Raw genomic sequence first — 18,723 nt, forward strand, 5'->3', positions numbered from 1 at the left:
CACCACCTAATTTTTTAAATGAGCTACTCATAGGCATGTTTAGATTGATATTGCGTGGTGGAATAGGTGATAAGAACCATTTTTTATAAAGGGTATCCATTTGACCATTTTTCCACATTCCAGTTACCACACGATCTGCAATCGCTTTAAACTTGGCATCCCCTTTAGGCAGCATAATTCCGTAAGGTTCTGACGAAAGGACTGGACCTACAATTTTAAAATCTTGAGGTTTTGATGATTTGGCAATGAGCCCTGCAAGAATATTGTCATCCATAACAAATGCAGCTGCACGTCCCGAAGCGACCATTGCAAAAGAATCAGCATGATCTTTACCATAGACATTGGTAACTTTTATTTTTTCTCCTCGTGCACCCATTTTAATATATTTATCCGAGGTTGTTCCTTGCGTTGTGGCAACGGCTTTACCATTTAAATCACCTAAATCTTTGAAAGGTGCTGAAGCTTTGACTGCCATACGTACTTCAGTGGCAAAGTAATTTGTAGAGAAGTTGACTTGCTGTTGTCGCTGGACAGAGTTGGTTGTCGTCCCGCATTCCATATCAATGTTTCCAGCGAGCATTTCAGGAATTCGCGTGGAAGAAGTAACCGCTTTATATTCAACTTTTAAGTTGGGGAGTTTTAAGTCTTTTTTTAATTCGTTAGCTACGTTATTACAGATATCGATGGCATATCCCATAGGTTTACCACCCACGATATATGAGATTGGATCAGAAGATTCACGATACCCGATGATCACTTTTCCATTTTTTTTGATTTTCGCAATCGTGTCAGTGGCATTGGCTTGACTCATTGTTCCGCCAGCGATGATGAAGCCTAATGCGCTGAGAAGGACTTTACCAGATAGACTTTTCATCAAGAAATCTCCATGTCTTGTAGTGCATCGTTCTTATAATTTTGACAGTTCTCAAATTTGGTTGAAATCTATTCAAAATAAACTATTAATTATTTTTATACTTTCTATGAGAATAAGTAAAGAATAAAAAATACTCGAAATTCAAATGAATTTAGATTTTTTGATCAACGCGAAATAAATCATGAGCTTATAACACCTTGATCATGAGTAAGTGGTTTATTTTTAATCAACCATAACTGCAGATAACGCTAAAAAATTTATTTTTTTTAAATTTAAACTTGAGTGCTCATATTTTTTTGAATATTAATTAAAAAAAAGTGATTGAATTATAATGTATTTTATCCTTATTTTTTATTAATAATTAAGACTAATTGATTAACATAACACTTGAAACTTATGTTATAAGAATTGTAGGCATGATTATTGCTTGAATAATAACGATGTTAGGGGGTAATGATTTATGAAATTAGCGTTAGGACTAAAAGTATCCAATTCTTTGTCTTTGACACCCCAGCTCCAACAAGCGATCCGACTTTTACAATTATCCAGCTTAGAGTTGGAGCAAGAAGTTCAATTGCAGTTGGATAGTAATCCCTTACTTGAGAAAGTGGAAGACGATTCCCCAATGCAAAGTTTGGAGGAGTTGAATCAGGAGCAGTCTGCTAGTGATCTTACTCGAGAATTAAATGCAGATCATTTGCCAAATGATTTACCTGTAGATACTGAATGGGATGATGTCTATACTCATCAATCATCATCAATGGAATTACCAGAATATGAAGAACGTGAGGATAATCGTTCAATTCAAAATACACTGAAAGATCATATTTTAGAGCAAGTTAATCTCCTAAATTTCTCCCAAACTGATCTTTTGATTGCCTATTGCATCGTAGATGGTTTGGATGAAAAAGGCTTTTTAGATGAGAGCGTTGAAGAAATTCACCACGCAGTGCTGACTTTACTCGCACAGATGGATATTCAAGAAGATGTTGAGATTGATGAAATTTTAGTGGTGTTGAAACATATACAAAGACTAGAGCCGATTGGCGTTGGTTCACGCAATCTTGTGGAATGCTTATATGTTCAGCTTCAAGTATTGCCTAATACCTTACCTTGCCGTAATGACGCGTTATTGTTATTGCAGCATTATGAATTATTGATTGCCAATGACCTAAATAAATTACTGAAGCAAACAGGTTTTAAACTTGAACAGTTAAAAGCAGCAATACAACTTTTAAAATCATTACAACCCTATCCAGGTCTAATGTTTGAGAATAAAGAATCTGATTACCAGGTACCTGATGTGGTGGTGGCAAAGAAAAATGACAGTTGGCATGTGCACTTAAATCCGGATATTCTGCCAAAATTACGCATCAATCCTTATTATGCAAATATGATTCGTCGAGCTGATCAAAGTGCAGATAATCAATATTTACGCAATCAAATGCTTGATGCTAAAAATTTTATTAAAAGTGTAGATGAGCGCCATAAAACGCTTTTAAAAGTAGCGACATGTATTGTTCAGCATCAACGAGATTTTTTAGAGTTGGGTGCTGAAGGAATGAAACCTTTGGTGTTGAGAGATGTGGCGGAGGAGGTTGAGTTACATGAATCAACAGTATCTCGTGTAACCACCAATAAATATTTGCTTACTCCGAGAGGGTTGTTTGAACTTAAATATTTTTTCTCAAGCCATGTTGGAACAACGTCAGGTGGTGAAGCGTCTTCAACTGCGATCCGAGCAAAAATTAAAAAGTTGATTGCTGAAGAGAACCCAAGAAAACCATTATCTGATAACAGTTTAGCTAAGTTGTTAAATGAGGATGGTATCGATGTTGCACGTCGTACAGTCGCAAAATATCGCGAATCGTTACATATTCCTGCATCATCCGATCGAAAAGTCTTGATCTGAAATTTGAAGTGTGATTATTCTAGAGGTTCATTATGACGAAATAATGAATCTCTTTTTTTTAGTTACACGAGGTTTAGCCAGCATGATTTCATGACTTAAATTTGCAGAATAATTCTATGTTGAATGTTCTGTCATGCAATCACATGGCTTAACTCAATCAAATCCTTTAGAAGGAGAGGGATAGGATTATGCAAATAACAATTCGTGGACATCATTTAAGTATTACTCCTGCAATAGAAGAGAATATTCGTTGTAAATTCGCCGAAATGACCAAGCACCTTGATCAGGTCAATAGTATGCAGGTGAAACTCACAAAGGATCACCAAGTCGATAAGCGTTCGAAAAAAGGAAGCTCGAATCATATCGCTGAAGCAATCGTGCGATTACCCGGCGTCGAACTATTTGCTCAGGCATCTGGCGATGATATGTATGCATCAATTAAAAAATTGACTGAAAAAATAAAAAGACAGTTAATGCGATATCGTAAAATGCAAATGGCTTTTCAGCCGCTGCCTATATGACGGTCTGTAGCTGAAAATAAAAAAAGAGGTATATTGCCTCTTTTTTTTATAGATAAATTGTATAGCAGATGAATTCATTGAATGAGTTATAGTAAAATAATCCGTTTTTACACAATCGATCGTCCCATGAGAGGTCTTTGCAATGAATAGTGAACAGCTCACTGAAATCTTAAAAGCTGCTTTCCCTTCTGCTGATGTTGCTGTAAGTGGACAAAGTGGGAAATTTGACCTCCGTATTGTAGATGATCTGTTTGAAGGTAAAAGAACAGTTGCTCGTCAACAAGCAGTTTATGCTCCTCTTAACGAATATATTAAAAGTGGTGCAGTTCACGCTGTAACCATACGCGCAATGACAAAAGAAGAATGGCGCAAAGCTAGTCTTTTCGGAGCTTAAGGAATAAATGGATAAATTTCTAATCACTGGTGGTAAAAGACTAGAAGGCGAAGTTCGCATCTCTGGTGCAAAAAATGCTGCATTGCCACTTTTAGCAGCAATGATTCTTGCTGAAACACCAATTACGCTCAGAAATGTACCCAAGCTTAAAGATGTTCATACGCTTGTAAAATTAATTGCAGGTCTTGGGATTACCATGAAGTATGAAGGTGACACTGTTGTCGCTGATACTTCAACCCTTGATAATCAATTTGCACCATATGAACTCGTAAAGACTATGCGAGCGTCTATTTTGGTGCTTGGCCCATTGCTGGCGCGCTACGGTAGTGCAAAAGTATCTTTACCTGGTGGTTGTGCTATTGGCTCACGTCCTGTTGACCAGCATTTAAAAGCATTAGAAGCTTTAGGTGCGGAAATTGAAGTCGAAGCAGGCTATGTCAATGCAAAAGTTGATGGTCGCTTAAAAGGCGGTGAAGTTGTTTTCGATATGGTTACTGTGGGTGGGACAGAAAACATCCTCATGGCTGCTGTTTTAGCAGAAGGTGTTACTACCATCCGTAATGCGGCTCGTGAACCTGAAATCACTGATCTTGCACAAATGCTCATTAAGATGGGTGCGAAGATTGAAGGTTTAGATACAGATACATTAATCGTCACTGGCGTAGAAAGTTTGCATGGTTGTGAATATTCAGTTGTTGCTGACCGTATTGAAACAGGATCTTATTTAGCGGCTGCTGCTATTACGGGAGGACGAGTTAAAACGACACATACAGATCCATTGCTGATGGAATCAGTGTTGGATAAATTTGAAGAAATGGGTGCAGAAGTTACGCGCGGTGATGATTGGATCGAACTCGATATGATGGGTAAGCGTCCTAAGGCCGTTAGTTTCCGTACATTGCCTCATCCAGATTTTCCAACAGATATGCAAGCACAATTGATGGCGGTCAATGCAATCGGTCGTGGGTTTGCAACAATTTCAGAAACGATTTTTGAAAACCGTTTTATGCATGTACCTGAATTGTCACGTATGGGCGCTAATATTCAGGTTGAAGGTAATGATGCAGTTGTAACAGGAGTTGAAAAACTTTCAGCTGCACCTGTTATGGCAACAGATTTGCGTGCTTCATTTTCTTTAGTTTTGGCTGCTTTAGCTGCTGAAGGAGAGACTTTAATTGACCGTATTTATCACATTGATCGCGGTTATGAAAATGTTGAAGCAAAATTACAAGGTTTAGGTGCCCAAATTAAGCGAGTGAGCGAGTAAGTTAATGAGCGATATGAGAAACGATGATCCTAATTTTGACGTAATGGGCAATTTTGATCATGGTTTAACCTTAGCATTAAGTAAAGGTCGTATTTTAAAAGAGACATTGCCATTGCTAGAAACAGCAGGGATTAATCTTTTAGAAGACCCAGATAAATCGCGTAAATTAATTTTTCCTACGACGCATAAACATGTTCGAATTTTAATTTTACGTGCATCTGATGTACCAACGTATGTAGAAAATGGTGCGGCTGATATTGGTGTTGCAGGTAAAGATGTACTGATGGAACATGGTGCACAAAATGTCTATGAACCATTAGATCTTAAAATTGCAAACTGTAAGTTAATGACAGCGGGCAAAGTGGGTATGGAGCGTCCGAAAGGTCGTTTGAAGATCGCGACCAAGTACGTGAATTTGACGCGTCAATACTATGCGAGCTTAGGTGAGCAAGTTGATGTGATTAAACTTTACGGTTCGATGGAGCTTGCACCATTGGTTGGTTTGGGTGATTACATCGTCGACGTCGTGGACACAGGTAATACACTTCGCGCGAATGGCTTAGAGCCTCTTGAAGAAATTTGCAAAGTGTCTTCTCGTTTAATCGTGAACAAAGCGAGCTTTAAGCGTAAGCAAGCCTTACTTAATCCGATTCTTGCACAGCTTGAAAAAGCGGTGGATGAACGTGAAGCAGCTAAAAAAGCATAATTTAATTTATGTTTGATAGACCGTCCGAAAGGGCGGTTTTTTTATTCTGCTAGAATATATTTTCTAACTTGCCGTTTATAGATCTTATTATTTTTCATAAATAAATTTTTATAAGAATCAAGGATATCTAATATTTCACCTGCTGATAAATTGTGATTTAAGCAGTTAAATATTGTTCTTTCAAGTTGGTTTAAGAAAAAGGAATAATCATTTCTTATTTTAAAGAAATTAGGATCATCATTTAATTCATAGAGTATCATTGATTTGGAAAGTATTTTCGATGAGTTAGTGGATAAGTCTCTTAAAAAATGTGAAATATCTTCGTTATATATTTCCTGAATTTTTAAATCAGGATTAATAGTTCTAAAAAAGATGAGATATCTGTAAATATTCTAATATCATCATTAATTGCAATGAGTAATTCTTTAGCTTCATCTGCAAGAATTAGTGAGTTATGCTGCATTTTCCAATTTAAGAATCCGATAATTGCAACTATTGGCGTCAGTACATAAGCGGTTACAGTTACTATATCCACGATTCCAGTTTTAGTAACGGCACACATCAATGATTGACCTTGACAGTAATAAAAGTATTGAAAGAATCCACAAATAGCTAAAACAACGACATAAACACCTAAATAGTATCCAACATATTTTTCTATTTCTTTCATCTAAAATTCCCTCGAATAAAAACGAATAATTTTAAGAATATAGCTGAAAAGAAAATTCAATTTAATCAAAAGTTATTTTCAATGATCTCTATACGAGTTGGTTGAATGAAGATGCCCACAAATCAACAGAAAACAGGTAAACTAAAGCTTCCCTTTAATTTCATTGTGGATAAATTGATGCGACGTTTATCGACTCAAGATCAAAACTTCAAGCAAGACTTTGCTGACTTGCTCGCTTTTGAAACCGTGAGTGACCCAGAACTTTTAAAAACAGTAGACCAAATCATTGCCGATGTTCGTCAACATGGTGATGCTCATGTTCTTAAACTTACTCAGCAGTTCGATCGACATCCAGCGCATCAATTTTCAGATTTAGAACTGACACAAGAGCAACTTAAAGCTGCATTTGATCATTTAACGACTGAAGTTCGAGAAGCTTTAGAGTTAGCTGCAAATCGTGTCCGTGAATTCCATCAGGCACAAAAACAAGATGGTTGGACCTATGTTGATGCTTTGGGTAACACCTTAGGTCAAAAAGTGACGCCGCTTGACCGTGTTGGAATTTATGTGCCAGGTGGTTTGGCTTCATACCCATCATCAGTACTCATGAATGCTGTTCCTGCTCACGTCGCAGGAGTACCTGAAATTATTATGGTTGTGCCTGCACCAAATGGTGATTTAAATCCATTGGTGTTGGCAGCTGCGTATTTGGCAGGTGTCACTCGTGTATTTACGATTGGTGGTGCACAAGCGGTTGCAGCATTGGCCTATGGTACTGAAACCATTCCAGCAGTAGACAAAATCACTGGACCTGGCAATCGTTTTGTTGCAGCAGCAAAACGCGCCGTATTTGGTCAGGTAGGTATTGATATGATTGCAGGTCCTTCAGAAATTTTAGTGTATGCTGAAGGGGACAATAATGCAGAATGGCTTGCAATGGATCTTCTGTCTCAAGCGGAGCATGATACTGTTGCTCAAGCTGTATTTATTACGCCAGACGAGCAACTGCTTCATGATGTCGCGATTGCAATTGAAGAGCACTTAAAAGCACTTCCTAAAGCAGAAATCGCACGAACTTCTATTGCTAATCGTGGTGCGCTCGTTTTAGTTAAAGACCGTGCCGAAGGTGCAGAATTGATCAACCAAGTTGCCCCTGAACACTTGATGCTATGTTTAGATGAAGCACAAGAAATGGCTGAAGGTATTCGCCATGCAGGTGCTATCTTCATGGGGCGTTATACGCCTGAAGCAATTGGTGATTACTGTGCAGGTCCGAACCATGTATTGCCAACCTCGGGTACGGCACGTTTTTCATCACCACTCGGAGTGTATGATTTCCAAAAGCGTTCAAGCTTAATCATGTGTTCAGAGGATGGCGTGAAAACCTTAGCGAAAACAGCAGATATTCTTGCACAGCAAGAAAACTTAGATGCTCACGCTCGTTCAGCACGATATCGTTATCAGTAATTTAAGCGATAAATTTAGAATGAATATTCCTCTCTAAATCTGTTTTTAAGCATTGCTTGAAATCGAAATGCAAGTGAGGTTAGGTGAAGGTAATTAAAAAATCTCTCCCTAACCTCCTTAGTCAGTGAGGGGAATTTAGAGAATTTAAAAATGAATATTACAGTAGAGCAAATGCGTTTTTGGAGTCCCGAAGTACGTGAACTAGAGCCTTATGTGCCTGGTGAACAACCCAAGATCCAAAATCTTTTAAAATTGAATACCAACGAGAACCCGTATCCACCATCTCCAAAAGTTGTAGAAGCGGTACAACAAGTTTTAGCAAATGGCGCGGATGTTTTACGTTTGTATCCTGACCCTGACGCATCGGAATTAAAGCAAGCAATTGCGAAACAGCAACATGTTCCAGTGGGACACGTGTTTGTTGGTAATGGTTCTGATGAGGTTTTAGCTCATATTTTTAAGGCATTTTTTGTTCAAGATTTGCCAATTCTTTATCCAGATATTACCTACAGTTTCTATCCTGTTTATAGCCAATTTTTTGGTGTGAAAACTCAAATTTTGCCTTTAAACGAAAAATTTGAAATTGTTGTGGATGACTATAAGCAACCAAATGGCGGCATCATTATCACCAATCCAAATGCCCCTACCAGTATTGCACTTGGTTTGTCTGCAATTGAGGAAGTACTTCAATCGAACCCAAATTCAGTGGTTGTGATTGATGAAGCATATGTAGACTTTGGTGCTGAATCTGCAGTGGCTCTCGTAGAAAAATATGACAACTTGGTGGTCTGTCAAACAACTTCGAAATCACGTTCGCTTGCGGGATTAAGGGTCGGGTTTGCGATTGCACAGCCGCATTTAATTGCAGCGTTAGAAGCGGTAAAAAATAGCTTCAATTCATATCCAATGGACCGTTTTGCGATTGCCGCTGCAGTGGCGTCTTTCGAGGATCAAGCCTATTTCGAAGCGCAAAATGCCAAAGTGATTGCTAGTCGTATAAAGTTAGTTGAGCAACTGAAATCCTTAGGGTTTGATGTGTTGCCTTCTGCCGCAAATTTTATATTTGCAACACTGCCTAGCAAAGATGCAGGTCAGCTTGCAAATGAATTGCGAGAGCGTGGCATTATCGTAAGATATTTTAATAAACCACGTATTAATCAGTATTTGCGTATCACCATTGGTACAGATGAGCAAAATCAACGTTTAGTAGACACCTTGAAGAATGACATTTTAAAAGTGTGAGTGCTGCAAATTTTTGTTGTTGAAAAAGCGACCAGATAGGTCGCTTTTTTATGATTCGTACCATTGATTCATCAGTTTTAGCATGGCTTCAACCTTATCAAAACATTCTTGATATTCTGCATCGCAATCTGAACTGATTGTGACACCACCACCAGCCCAAATAGACACATCTTGCTGATATTTTTGAATCGTTCGGATCAAAATATTCCAAGAACCAGTACCATCAAAATTGAAATAACCAATAGAGCCACAGTATGCACCGCGTGGGGACTCTTCAAGTTCTTCAATAATTTCCATCGCTCGAATTTTGGGTGCCCCCGTTATTGAACCGCCGGGGAGCGCTGCGTGTAAAACATCTAATTGATGAACATCGGATTTTAACGTCGCTTCAATTTCACTGACCATGTGGTGGACTTGATTAAAGCTTTCAATGTTAAATAATTTTGGTGTCTTGACAGTGCCAGTTTCTGCATAAATGCTTAAATCATTTCTGAGAAGGTCAACAATCATTAGATTTTCGGCTTTATCTTTCTCAGAGTTGATGAGTGTTTGTTTTGATTCTTGGTCTTTTTGAGGATCTTTAAAGCGTGGCATGGTGCCTTTGATCGGTTTAGTGATCATTTTTTTATTGGGTCTAAACTCGATAAATAACTCAGGTGAACAGCTCAAAAGTTCAAGGTTATCAATTTTAAGATAAGCAGCATAAGGAGCATTTGTGAGTGCCCAAAAAGGTTTAGCTATACTCAGTAGCTCACCTTCAGCTTGTGCTACAAATTCTTGAGTTAGGTTAATTTGGTAACAATCCCCAGCAACAATGTAATCTTGTACTCGTTGAAATGCAGTTCGATATTGTTGTTTAGTCCAACGTGCTTGCATGGGTGAACTGAGTTGAAATGATGATGGACTAGATTGCTGAAAACAGTCTAATAATCGTGTATAAAGGCACTCGGCATTATGTTCAGTGCTATAGAAAACCCAATCATTATTTTCATAAATCAAATAGCTTTCATACAAGCCAAAAAACAATTGTGGTTGTTTTTTTACTTTGGTGTTGATTTGAAAATTTGCTGCAAAATTATAATCATAGTAACCAATGTAACCGCCTCTGAAATAATGGCTTGCAGAATCTGAAAGTGAATTTTCGCTACATTGAACAAAATCTTTGAGTGAAGAAAATTGGCTTTCATACTGATAATTAAAATCAGAGCAACGCACAAATTGACTGAATCCGCCGTTTATATAAACGCAATATTTTTTTGGCAAAAATCCGATAATCGGTAAATCCTGATTTTCAAGATATACCAATCCTGTCAATGAACCAATTTTTTGCAAAAAATCAGCTTTACTTAGTCCTGAAATTTTTAAGTTTTGTTTAAAAAATGAAGCACTTACCATTTGTGACTTGTTACACTCTTTTCAGAAAATTTGCATCACCCATTTAATACTAGTTCACACTTATGCCATTTATCGGGAATAGGTCGAATTTTCTTAACAGATATTGATCATAAGATAACATAAGGTTAACTTAATACTGCAAAGCGAACTGCTCAAGGATGAAGTTTCAGTAGTTAAATTATAAAAACTTCAGAAACACGGAGAGCAGTCAAAAAAATGAAAAAAATGCTCTTGGGAGAGTACATAATGAAATTATTCACAAAATTGGCTTTAGTTTCTTCAATGGCGGTGAGCGTGAATGCTATGGCGATGCAGGCAATGGATGATGCATCACTCAGCGCAACGACTGGTCAAGATGGTATTACTATTGCCATTGATACAACTGCTGGTATCGAAATCGATAAGTTATATATTCATGATAATGATGGTTTTACAAATAGCGCTTTGACATTCGGTGATACGACCATTAATACAGCTGGCACTGCTGATCCAACAATTGGTGCTGGTGCAATCACGGTTAACGGTTTAACGATTTCAAAGGGTACTGGAAATACTCAAAACTTAGCAACGTTGAAAGTTGATGCCGCAGATGTTGGTGGTCAAGCGGTACTTAATGTTCTTGCTGAAACTGGTGCTTTAGACATCAATGTTGGTTCTATTGGGGTTGCAAGCTCTGGCACTTACAGTTCTGATGACAATGTTCGTGGTGTTGTTGAAGGTTCTGAAAAACAAATTATTACAGGATTAACATTATCATTGGGTGCAACCAAAGCAAACGTTCAATTAGGTAATGCACCTCAAGGCGCTATGATTGTCGTTGATTCTGAAATCACTGGTGGTTTAACTACAAGCTTAACTATTAATGATACATCTACATCGGGTGGTGGTAGCATTGGAATCGAGGGCTTGAAAGTTACAAGTTCAGGCAGTAAAAACCTGAATGCTGACGCCAAAATTGGTGTAACAAAAGATGGATTATATATCAGCCCAGCTCAATCACCATTGAATGCTTACATCCAAAAAGTTTCTTTAGGTGAAGCTAATAAGAGTATCGGTTCAATCGAAGTTCAAGGTTTGAATTTGGGTAGCACTTCAATCAAAATTTCTGGTCACTAAGTTTTTATACAAAAAACGCGTGTTGATCACGCGTTTTTTAAATTTTGCGAATTTGAAATTAAAAAGTAAAAGTACTGTATTTTTAGGATGAAAAAGGTATTCTGAATATAAGAATAAATGTGAGTGCAAACTCCAACTACAGAATCATAAACGCAAGTACGCCGAACTAGAACAGTTAACATTATGATAGAAATTACTTTAGGCTCTGCAATTATGTATTTTTTTGCGAGTCATGCTCTCGAAATTAAAGAAAAACCACGCGAAGCAGTTTATTACAGTGAGATTGCAGACTCACGACATCTATCTTATACAAAAAATCACCGTGAACCTGTAGCTATCAAGCCGGCTATCGAAAATCAGTTTAGAGGAATAGTCCGTCAAGCGTATGACTATAGTTGTGGTTCTGCGGCGTTGACGACAGTTCTTAATGGTCACGCTGGTCTAAATTTGACAGAACAACAAACCATGGAGGGATTGTTGCGATTTGGCGAGTATGATCGAATCATTGAGCGTAGAAGCTTTTCATTATTGGATATGAAGCGCTTCGTCACTGCGTTAGGTTATGAAAGTGGGGGTTACCGTGGTGAATTCAAAGACCTGATTAAACAGACACAACCTGCTATTGTTCCAATTCACTATGCAGGTTTTAAGCACTTTGTTGTATACAAAGCATATAAAGATGGAAGGGTTTATGTTGCTGACCCTGCATTAGGAAATATCAGTTTTGATGAAGCACGATTTAAAGAAATTTGGGAAAACAATACCTTATTTTTAGTGAACGTTCCTGAATCTCAACAGACAGATCTATTGGCATTACAAGAAACAGATTTAAGACATGTCGATGATGCAACAATTAACCGTTACGCCTTAGTTGATGCACAATTTTCGTCAGATTATATGAATAAAATCGCAGATAAAGCCTCAACTATGCGTAAAGTATTAGATCTTGATCCCAAATCTCCAACGTATAATCAACCCATTACAACATATATGCGGCTTTACTATAAACGTAAGTAATTTAAATGCAATTAAATTGAATTGAAACAAAATCCAAATAATGAAGAATTGTGGTAGGAAGTAAAATGAATAATCAATGGACGAAAAGAACGCTACTCGCAATCAGTATTCAAATGATTGTCACAGGCGTCTATGCAGCACCCGAAACAGTTGAAGCTCCATCAGAAGAGAATATTTCTCAAGATACTCAAAATAATACTGAAAATAGTTCGGCGACCGAGCTTGAACAAGCACAATCAAGTTATACGGCAGAATCTACTGAAAATGTTGATGCAACACCTTCTCTTAAGCCAGGTGTTGAAGGGCAGGCTGCAAATGCGCTCCAACAAAAAGAAGGTGATGCGACGCAAGAGACTAACTTGCAGGAAGTTTTTTCCTCTAATGAGCGACAATATTCACTGATTAAGCGTGGTGAGTTTTCAACGTTCTATGATCTTGATTATTCGTACTATCGGGATTCACAAATAAATGCTTCGATCGATGAAGGACAGTTGTATCAACTTCGTATTGATGAAGATGCAAATCATACGATTACCAATACCATCACAGCGCAATATGGTTTAAGAGATAACATCACGCTAAACGCTTCAATTCCATTGGTTGCAAAGTCTGATAGTGTCAAAGATACGACCACTGCTGGTTTGGGTGATATTAGTTTAGGGGCGCGTTGAGAGCCATTTCCACTGAAAGAAGGTCGTTTGCCACTTATTTTGTTTGGTAATCTATCGACAAAAACAGGTGATAGCCCCTATGAAATTAATCCTTTAACGGATCTCTCAACAGGTAAGGGGTATTATTCAGTTGGTGTTGGTGCAAGTACAAGAAAATATATTGATCCAGTTGTATTGTTTGCGTCAGTATCAACAAATTATGGTTTTAAAGAATCTGGCTTAAATCAAATCCGAGGGGGAGGAAATACTCAAGGTGAAGGTTTAACTGGGCGTAACCGTGTTTTAGATACTTTTGAACCCGGTGTTACGGCTGGATTCTCGTTCGGGTTTGCATATTCATTTAACTATGATGTCTCCTTGACCATGTCTTATCAGCAATCGATGAACATGGGTACCAAATTTACATATGATACAGGTGAATATTACGAGCCTGCGACTCAGACCAGCTCTATGTTTGCGGTGGCACTCGGTGTACGTGTTAGTCCGAAGACGATTGTCAATGGAACGATAGGTATCGGTTTAACTGAAGACTCTCCAGATGTTTCTCTCGGCCTATCGTTCCCATTAGATATACTTGGCTTCGGTAAGAAAAAAGCAAGCTAAAGGAGTTCGGAAATGAGTCAATTCCGTTTGCATCCTTTAGTTACAGCAATTGTTCTGAGTGGATGTAGTACGCAAGTCTTTGCACACCTTGGGCAGAATTTATCTGTAGATGTACGCTCATTATCAATGGGTAATGCTGTCACTGCAGATCCACCCGGGATTAGTGCAATTCACTTTAACCCTGCGGGTTTAACCAAACTCAAAGGGTTACAAACCGACGTTCAAGGCTTAGTTGCTAATTTTGATATTCAGCGTGAATTTTCCGCGCCATCAGGTTATGACGTCTTTGGATATTCTGATGATCCATTAATCTGTAATGATGCGCTTGATAATCCATCAAACCTCTGTACTGATTTTAAGGATTCTGTGAGAGGTGATGTCGAGTACGCATCCTTATATATTCCCATATTGAAAAAAATGGTGGATTTAGGAGAAGGATGGCCAGTAGCAGCTCCAACTGGAGGGATCTCCTACAATCCACCAGGATCTAAGTTTACTTTCGCTACTGCAGTTTATGCACCTCTGGTTGCAGGTTTCGGTGCAGAAGATGGTAATCCGGGTAACTTCATGGGGCAGCAAGTTGCCATGGAGCGTATTACATATTTATCGCCATCGATTGCTTATCAAGTAAATGATGAACTTTCGATTGGTGCTTCAGTGGGAATGTCTTATCAAGCCATTGCCATGAAAACAGATTTGCGTTTTCCAAATGAAATGATAGGTCTTCTTAGGATGGTGGATGAGTCTGTCTGTGCCCCTTTCCGTGGAGGAAATGACAATATTGTCACGAATATTTTGCTATTCGGCTTATGTAATACCAATGAGGGCATGAATCCATTTTCAACCTTTGGAAAGATCAATGTTGAACTGGAGCAGAGTTTATCTCCAAGCTACAACCTAGGTGTCTTGTGGGAACCTACTGAAGAGTTTGGTTTGGGGCTGGTTTACCAAAGCGGTGCTAAAATGCGCTTAAAGGGTAAATATATTGTAGAAAATGGAAACGCATCCCGAGAATTAATCAAAGGACTAAACTCCTCACCTACGGGGCAAGTTTTGGCAACAATACTTGGTTTTCCGAACTATGTACCTGCGATTGAAACTGGTCTAATGTCTATGGATTTAGAATATCCAGCACATTTCCAAGCAGGGATTAAGTACAAAGTATTCCCGGACTTACAGGTAAATTTCGATGTGGGATGGACTGACTATGCGGCTTGGGATAAGTTTAAATTTGAGTTCGATCGTCAAATTTCTGCTCTGAAGATTGCAAAACTGTTATCTAATGATGTAACAGACTCTTCTTTATCTCTGCCTCTAGGTTTTCAATCTCCATGGAGTTGGGGCGTTGGCGTTGAATATTCTGCCAATGACCGTTTGAAATTCCGTGCTGGTTATGAACCTAGAACAAGTGCGATTCCAGATGGAAAGCGGAATACAATGGTACCGATCAATAATGCACAATTGTTTGGATTGGGTATTGGTTACCGTTTTGATGAAGATACAGATATTGATTTATCAGTCGGGTTCCTTCGTAGCCGCGATAGAATTCCAGCGGGATCAAGTAGCCTAGCCAATCTAGACGCCGTGGATAATTTATTACTTAATCCATATGCAGGCTTAAATGTATCGACAAATACCAAAGTTACGATTTTAGGTATTAATTATAGAACGAGATGGTAATGGACTTAAATCTTGAGCAATTTAAACAAATAAAAACAAGAGTGAGCCAGTCTCTCGGTTGTGTTATATGTGCAGGTTCTTTTTTAGTAAGTCCTACATTGTATGCCCAAGACTTTTACACAATTATAGGTCCAGATGGCAGACCGATTGTCATCGAAAGAGCTGCATCTAGTGCTCAAAAAAACGAATCTATTAAAAATCAAAAATCAGTTCAAAGAGAAAATATTCAGCCAAAAATCATTCAAAAAAAACCAGCAGATGAGCCTAAAAAAATACATGTTGAAATCGCTCAGCCGAGTATTAAAGCTCCTACAGCGAGCAAATCAGTTGGGCGCAGTCAAAATGACAATGTTGAACAATCAACAGTGAGTGTTGAAAAAAAGACTCAAGATCAAATGACGAAAATTGATCTTGCACAGACTAAAGTCAATACGAAACATGAGCAGTCATTAACAAAAAATAAATCTACACACGATCAAAATTCTAAAGAAAGCCTTCAACGTGTTGAGCAGATTTCAGATAGCAAAAACGCAGGTGGTTCACTGAAAGCTGAAACAGGAAGTCCTGTAACTGTGATTGATGGTGTTGAATACATTGATCATGAATATCTTGAGGATCATGAGTTTAATCTGGAAGGAAGAAAACGGTTTTATGTAGTTCCTGATACGCAGGGTGTAGGTGCAGCTCGTTTTGAAACGATTGAGCGACAAAAAGGGATTACCAAAGCCGTTTTATCTCAGTTCCTACGGCCGACAGAGCCTACAGCGAAAGAAGCAATGGCTTTATCGAGTACGTACATGCGTATTGAAGCAAAAGATCTTGCAGAATCTTTGGAACATACATGTTTTGAAGATAAAAAAATTCAGAAAGCTAAGCGTTTGAAGGGTGCTCAAGGTGAAATTGGTTTATGGCCAGTTGCGCCATTGAAAGAACGTTTTGCTTACGAGGTGGTGGAGTTAGATGAATCAATTGATCAGATTCAAATTCAATCATTTGCTTCATCTCAAAATAACCCAACTTTTTATTGGCCGATTGCAGTATTTTTGGATCAGCAAGGTTGCATTTTAGAGGGAGCGACTGGTTTTAAAAGTACAAATACTCAAGCCAACGTCACGACATACTCTGCACTCGAAGGTATATTAAAAAAACCACCTCAAACACGATATTTATTACTCACCCCTTTAGTCGAATCAATTGATATTCAAAATCAAAAACTCGTGAATACTGGTCAGCTAAAGCTCAAGGCCATCAAATAAAAGAGAACTAGAATGAAAAAGTCTAATATTATCCCATTCACGTTTTCCACGCTTTTTTTAGCATTGACTGGATGTGGTGGAGAGAGTGCTAAAATAAATGAAGATCCTAACCGTGGTTCCGTTACAACCTCTAATGGTTGTTTAACCTCAAATGATGCTAATTGTCTGGGATTTGTCTTGGACTATCCTGTAGAGGGACTAAAGTTCGATTGTAGTACTGACAAATTGAATCACTATCGAACTGAACTCGATCCTAATGTTGCGATTGGTTCATGCAAAGTGGGAGACAAAGTAACATTTTATATTCAGGGTGAAGCCAGTGCTCGAAAAATTGAGTTAGGGACGGTCGATCTAGGTTCAATTGTGCCTAAGAAAATGAGCGATGTTTATATTCAGATTGGTGTGCAAGATATGGCTCAAGGGCTAACTGGTAAGCCAATTGAAAATTTTAATATGTCCGATCCTACCTATAATGCAATGGTCGGAATTATACGAATTTTGCAAACATTAGGTGTAGATCAAATCAGTAATGTGCCTGGTGATATACAGCAAGTTGTGCTGTCAAAAGACAATTTGGATGGGCTTCAAGTGATCAGCCAAAATATAACGGCCAATGAGTTCAAAAATGGCAGTTATGTTCAGATCCTGAAACCATGGTTAGATGTCGATAAGGTATCAATTGATGATGCGGAAAAAGTAGCACAACAGATCATTAGAATGAGAAGTGTGGGTATTTATCAGGCCAATCACTTACTCTTTATTGGACAAAATACTAATTTCGCAGGGTTTCACGGCTCAAGCCTAAACAATAATCAAGCAATTGCTGATATGAGCGTAATTACTACGCGCGAAGGTTATACGAGTGGTTATCTCTCACAGTGGAGAGGGAAACCAATTGTTACGGGTAGTAATACTTCAGAAGAGTTAGCACGAGTATTATTAATCAATCAAGTACCACCTGAAAAATTAGATGTCGTTTCTAATTCAAAAGATTGGTTGAATAATATCTCACAAAAAATACAAAAACCTTTAGTTTTTAAAAGTATTGAATCTTCAAATGACAAATTAGAAATCTATAAAGGAACTCTGTTTGGTCAATCCATTATTCCTGGTAATCAGTATGCTTATCAAGGATTCTTAGGCAGCAAGGATACACCTACAAGCACTGAGGTATATGGGGAGTGGCGTCAAGATGTCAATTCTGAGCGCTATACAGGTAAGCTTGATATTCTAAAATACAGTCCAGTGAGCTATTTAGATCGTAAAGTGTTCAAAACACGTAAAAATGTTGAAGCTGGGGATCAAATTATTTTCCCATTATACGCAGATTTAGTGTTTAACTTTAATGATAAAACGATTCCATCACAAACAGTGAGTATCGTCATTGATGAAAATGGAGATATACGAACCAATCGTACTGCATCGAGTTTACAATCTACCACTTGTCCAAGCATTAAGAATACTTCAACCATGACCGATGAATTGGATGTTCAACAATTCATTGTTGGTACGACAGGCACAACATATTCAACTGCAAATGATAAATCTCTGACAATACGTATGATTCTAGCGAATCCAATTTTTGGGAACCTAAATGGGGTCAGAGCTGGACTAAATAACAGACCAGACTTTGGAGTCGATTCTAATAGTGAACTTGTGTCATCTGGAGGTGTACGTTTAAATTTACAAAACTTAATCGTAAATAATGACATAAGAGCGGGTATTAATATCACGAGTTGGGATACTAAGGGCTCTACAGCCGCAGCTGAATGGGTGAATACGCATGCGACATACCAACACACGTACAATTCGATTCCAGAGAATAAACCAACGACTGAACAACTTAATCTAGCAAAGCTTAGAACAGGAACAATTGAAATTGCTTTAACACCTTGTTATCAAATAGGTCGAAAAGCTTAACCAAAAAAAACT

Annotated in this window: 15 protein-coding genes and 1 pseudogene; 13 read left to right on the top strand and 3 right to left on the bottom strand. The window is 38.1% G+C overall.

Features of this window, described 5'->3' with window-relative positions; genetic code table 11:
- Nucleotides 1–874, bottom strand: an 874-nt coding sequence (locus CL42_RS12230; protein WP_035268915.1) for an amino acid ABC transporter substrate-binding protein, incomplete at its 3' end; no start/stop codon positions are given.
- A gap of 460 nt (nt 875–1,334) precedes the next feature.
- Here CL42_RS12230 and CL42_RS12235 point away from each other — a divergent pair.
- The 5 genes from CL42_RS12235 (at nt 1,335) to hisG (ending at nt 5,674) form a co-directional block, all read left to right on the top strand.
- Nucleotides 1,335–2,786 (top strand): RNA polymerase factor sigma-54, encoded by a 1,452-nt coding sequence (locus tag CL42_RS12235; RefSeq protein WP_035268917.1) that lies wholly within the window; start codon nt 1,335–1,337, stop codon nt 2,784–2,786.
- Nucleotides 2,787–2,974: 188 nt separating this feature from the next.
- A complete protein-coding gene (hpf, locus tag CL42_RS12240) occupies nt 2,975–3,307 on the top strand; it encodes a ribosome hibernation-promoting factor, HPF/YfiA family (protein ID WP_035268921.1) in 333 nt (110 codons plus the stop codon).
- A 142-nt stretch (nt 3,308–3,449) separates the two neighbouring features.
- Nucleotides 3,450–3,701, top strand: a complete 252-nt coding sequence (ibaG, locus tag CL42_RS12245; RefSeq protein ID WP_035268923.1) for a BolA family iron metabolism protein IbaG — start codon at nt 3,450–3,452, stop codon at nt 3,699–3,701.
- Between the two features lie 7 nt (nt 3,702–3,708).
- Nucleotides 3,709–4,968: a UDP-N-acetylglucosamine 1-carboxyvinyltransferase gene (gene murA / locus CL42_RS12250; protein WP_035268925.1), complete on the top strand. Its 1,260-nt coding sequence runs from the start codon at nt 3,709–3,711 to the stop codon at nt 4,966–4,968.
- 4 nt (nt 4,969–4,972) lie between these two features.
- Nucleotides 4,973–5,674: an ATP phosphoribosyltransferase gene (hisG, locus tag CL42_RS12255; RefSeq protein WP_035268927.1), complete on the top strand. Its 702-nt coding sequence runs from the start codon at nt 4,973–4,975 to the stop codon at nt 5,672–5,674.
- Nucleotides 5,675–6,017: 343 nt separating this feature from the next.
- Here hisG and CL42_RS12260 read toward each other — a convergent pair whose 3' ends face one another.
- Nucleotides 6,018–6,344: a hypothetical protein gene (locus CL42_RS12260; RefSeq protein WP_051586609.1), complete on the bottom strand. Its 327-nt coding sequence runs from the start codon at nt 6,342–6,344 to the stop codon at nt 6,018–6,020.
- A 165-nt stretch (nt 6,345–6,509) separates the two neighbouring features.
- Between CL42_RS12260 and hisD the strand changes: the two genes are divergently transcribed.
- A complete protein-coding gene (gene hisD / locus CL42_RS12265) occupies nt 6,510–7,811 on the top strand; it encodes a histidinol dehydrogenase (RefSeq protein ID WP_171076792.1) in 1,302 nt (433 codons plus the stop codon).
- 150 nt (nt 7,812–7,961) lie between these two features.
- Nucleotides 7,962–9,053 (top strand): histidinol-phosphate transaminase, encoded by a 1,092-nt coding sequence (gene hisC / locus CL42_RS12270; RefSeq protein WP_035268929.1) that lies wholly within the window; start codon nt 7,962–7,964, stop codon nt 9,051–9,053.
- 48 nt (nt 9,054–9,101) lie between these two features.
- Here the strand turns inward: hisC and pabB are convergent, their stop codons facing one another.
- On the bottom strand, nt 9,102–10,448 hold the full coding sequence (pabB, locus tag CL42_RS12275; RefSeq protein WP_035268930.1) for an aminodeoxychorismate synthase component I: 1,347 nt from the start codon (nt 10,446–10,448) through the stop codon (nt 9,102–9,104).
- A 246-nt stretch (nt 10,449–10,694) separates the two neighbouring features.
- Between pabB and CL42_RS12280 the strand changes: the two genes are divergently transcribed.
- The 6 genes and pseudogenes from CL42_RS12280 (at nt 10,695) to CL42_RS12305 (ending at nt 18,711) form a co-directional block, all read left to right on the top strand.
- The gene (locus tag CL42_RS12280) at nt 10,695–11,564 is read left to right on the top strand and encodes a DUF6160 family protein (RefSeq protein WP_035268932.1); all 870 of its coding nucleotides are present in this window, start codon (nt 10,695–10,697) and stop codon (nt 11,562–11,564) included.
- Nucleotides 11,565–11,747: 183 nt separating this feature from the next.
- Nucleotides 11,748–12,581 carry a C39 family peptidase gene (locus tag CL42_RS12285; protein WP_035268934.1) on the top strand — a complete coding sequence of 278 codons (834 nt, stop codon included), beginning with the start codon at nt 11,748–11,750 and terminating at the stop codon, nt 12,579–12,581.
- Between the two features lie 65 nt (nt 12,582–12,646).
- Nucleotides 12,647–13,855, top strand: a pseudogene (locus tag CL42_RS12290) (hypothetical protein).
- Nucleotides 13,856–13,867: 12 nt separating this feature from the next.
- The gene (locus tag CL42_RS12295) at nt 13,868–15,535 is read left to right on the top strand and encodes an OmpP1/FadL family transporter (protein ID WP_035268936.1); all 1,668 of its coding nucleotides are present in this window, start codon (nt 13,868–13,870) and stop codon (nt 15,533–15,535) included.
- Nucleotides 15,535–16,791, top strand: coding sequence for a putative pilus assembly protein FilE (filE, locus tag CL42_RS12300; protein ID WP_035268938.1), 1,257 nt, complete (start codon nt 15,535–15,537; stop codon nt 16,789–16,791). Before CL42_RS12295 ends, filE begins: the two co-directional genes overlap by 1 nt.
- Nucleotides 16,792–16,803: 12 nt before the next feature.
- Nucleotides 16,804–18,711 (top strand): hypothetical protein, encoded by a 1,908-nt coding sequence (locus CL42_RS12305; protein ID WP_035268940.1) that lies wholly within the window; start codon nt 16,804–16,806, stop codon nt 18,709–18,711.
- Nucleotides 18,712–18,723: the final 12 nt, after the last annotated feature.

It is taken from the genome of Acinetobacter sp. Ver3, from assembly GCF_000632455.1.
Classification (GTDB): Bacteria; Pseudomonadota; Gammaproteobacteria; order Pseudomonadales; family Moraxellaceae; genus Acinetobacter.

What these genes read in the sequence shown, in the direction of transcription:
- CL42_RS12235 (WP_035268917.1), top strand. Translation starts at nt 1,335, where the DNA reads ATGAAATTAGCGTTAGGACTAAAAGTATCCAATTCTTTGTCTTTGACA.
- CL42_RS12260 (WP_051586609.1), bottom strand. Translation starts at nt 6,344, where the DNA reads ATGAAAGAAATAGAAAAATATGTTGGATACTATTTAGGTGTTTATGTC.
- hisG (WP_035268927.1), top strand. Translation starts at nt 4,973, where the DNA reads ATGAGCGATATGAGAAACGATGATCCTAATTTTGACGTAATGGGCAAT.
- CL42_RS12305 (WP_035268940.1), top strand. Translation starts at nt 16,804, where the DNA reads ATGAAAAAGTCTAATATTATCCCATTCACGTTTTCCACGCTTTTTTTA.
- ibaG (WP_035268923.1), top strand. Translation starts at nt 3,450, where the DNA reads ATGAATAGTGAACAGCTCACTGAAATCTTAAAAGCTGCTTTCCCTTCT.
- filE (WP_035268938.1), top strand. Translation starts at nt 15,535, where the DNA reads ATGGACTTAAATCTTGAGCAATTTAAACAAATAAAAACAAGAGTGAGC.
- CL42_RS12280 (WP_035268932.1), top strand. Translation starts at nt 10,695, where the DNA reads ATGAAATTATTCACAAAATTGGCTTTAGTTTCTTCAATGGCGGTGAGC.
- CL42_RS12285 (WP_035268934.1), top strand. Translation starts at nt 11,748, where the DNA reads ATGATAGAAATTACTTTAGGCTCTGCAATTATGTATTTTTTTGCGAGT.
- hisC (WP_035268929.1), top strand. Translation starts at nt 7,962, where the DNA reads ATGAATATTACAGTAGAGCAAATGCGTTTTTGGAGTCCCGAAGTACGT.
- pabB (WP_035268930.1), bottom strand. Translation starts at nt 10,448, where the DNA reads ATGGTAAGTGCTTCATTTTTTAAACAAAACTTAAAAATTTCAGGACTA.
- CL42_RS12295 (WP_035268936.1), top strand. Translation starts at nt 13,868, where the DNA reads ATGAGTCAATTCCGTTTGCATCCTTTAGTTACAGCAATTGTTCTGAGT.
- hpf (WP_035268921.1), top strand. Translation starts at nt 2,975, where the DNA reads ATGCAAATAACAATTCGTGGACATCATTTAAGTATTACTCCTGCAATA.
- murA (WP_035268925.1), top strand. Translation starts at nt 3,709, where the DNA reads ATGGATAAATTTCTAATCACTGGTGGTAAAAGACTAGAAGGCGAAGTT.